General features: G+C 59.8%; 1 protein-coding gene. It reads left to right on the top strand.

Annotated features, from left to right (window positions below; all coding sequences use genetic code 11):
- The coding region (locus tag ACCC94_RS30270) for a DegT/DnrJ/EryC1/StrS family aminotransferase (protein WP_413353243.1) at positions 1 to 266 on the top strand (266 nt) is incomplete at both ends.

Raw genomic sequence — 266 nt, 5'->3', positions numbered from 1 at the left:
ACAGGGCATTCACTGCCTGCCCGCGTGCGAAGACACGGTCTCGAATCACGCGTACTTCCCGATTCTCGTCGGCGACAAGTATCCGTTGAGCCGCGACGCGTTGTACGAGCGATTCCGCGAACACAACGTCATCGTGCGTCGTTACTTCTATCCGCTGATTTCGGATTTTCCGATGTACCGTGGCTTGCCGACGGCGCATCGAGCGAATCTGCCGATCGCGTCCGACGCCGCGCAACGAGTGCTCTGTCTGCCGATCTTCCCGACTC

The sequence above is a fragment of the Pseudomonas sp. Pseusp97 genome, from assembly GCF_047304025.1.
GTDB lineage: Bacteria > Pseudomonadota > Gammaproteobacteria > Pseudomonadales > Pseudomonadaceae > Pseudomonas.
Note: the sequence above shows the minus strand (reverse complement) of the source record. Positions and strands in the feature narration are given on the sequence as shown.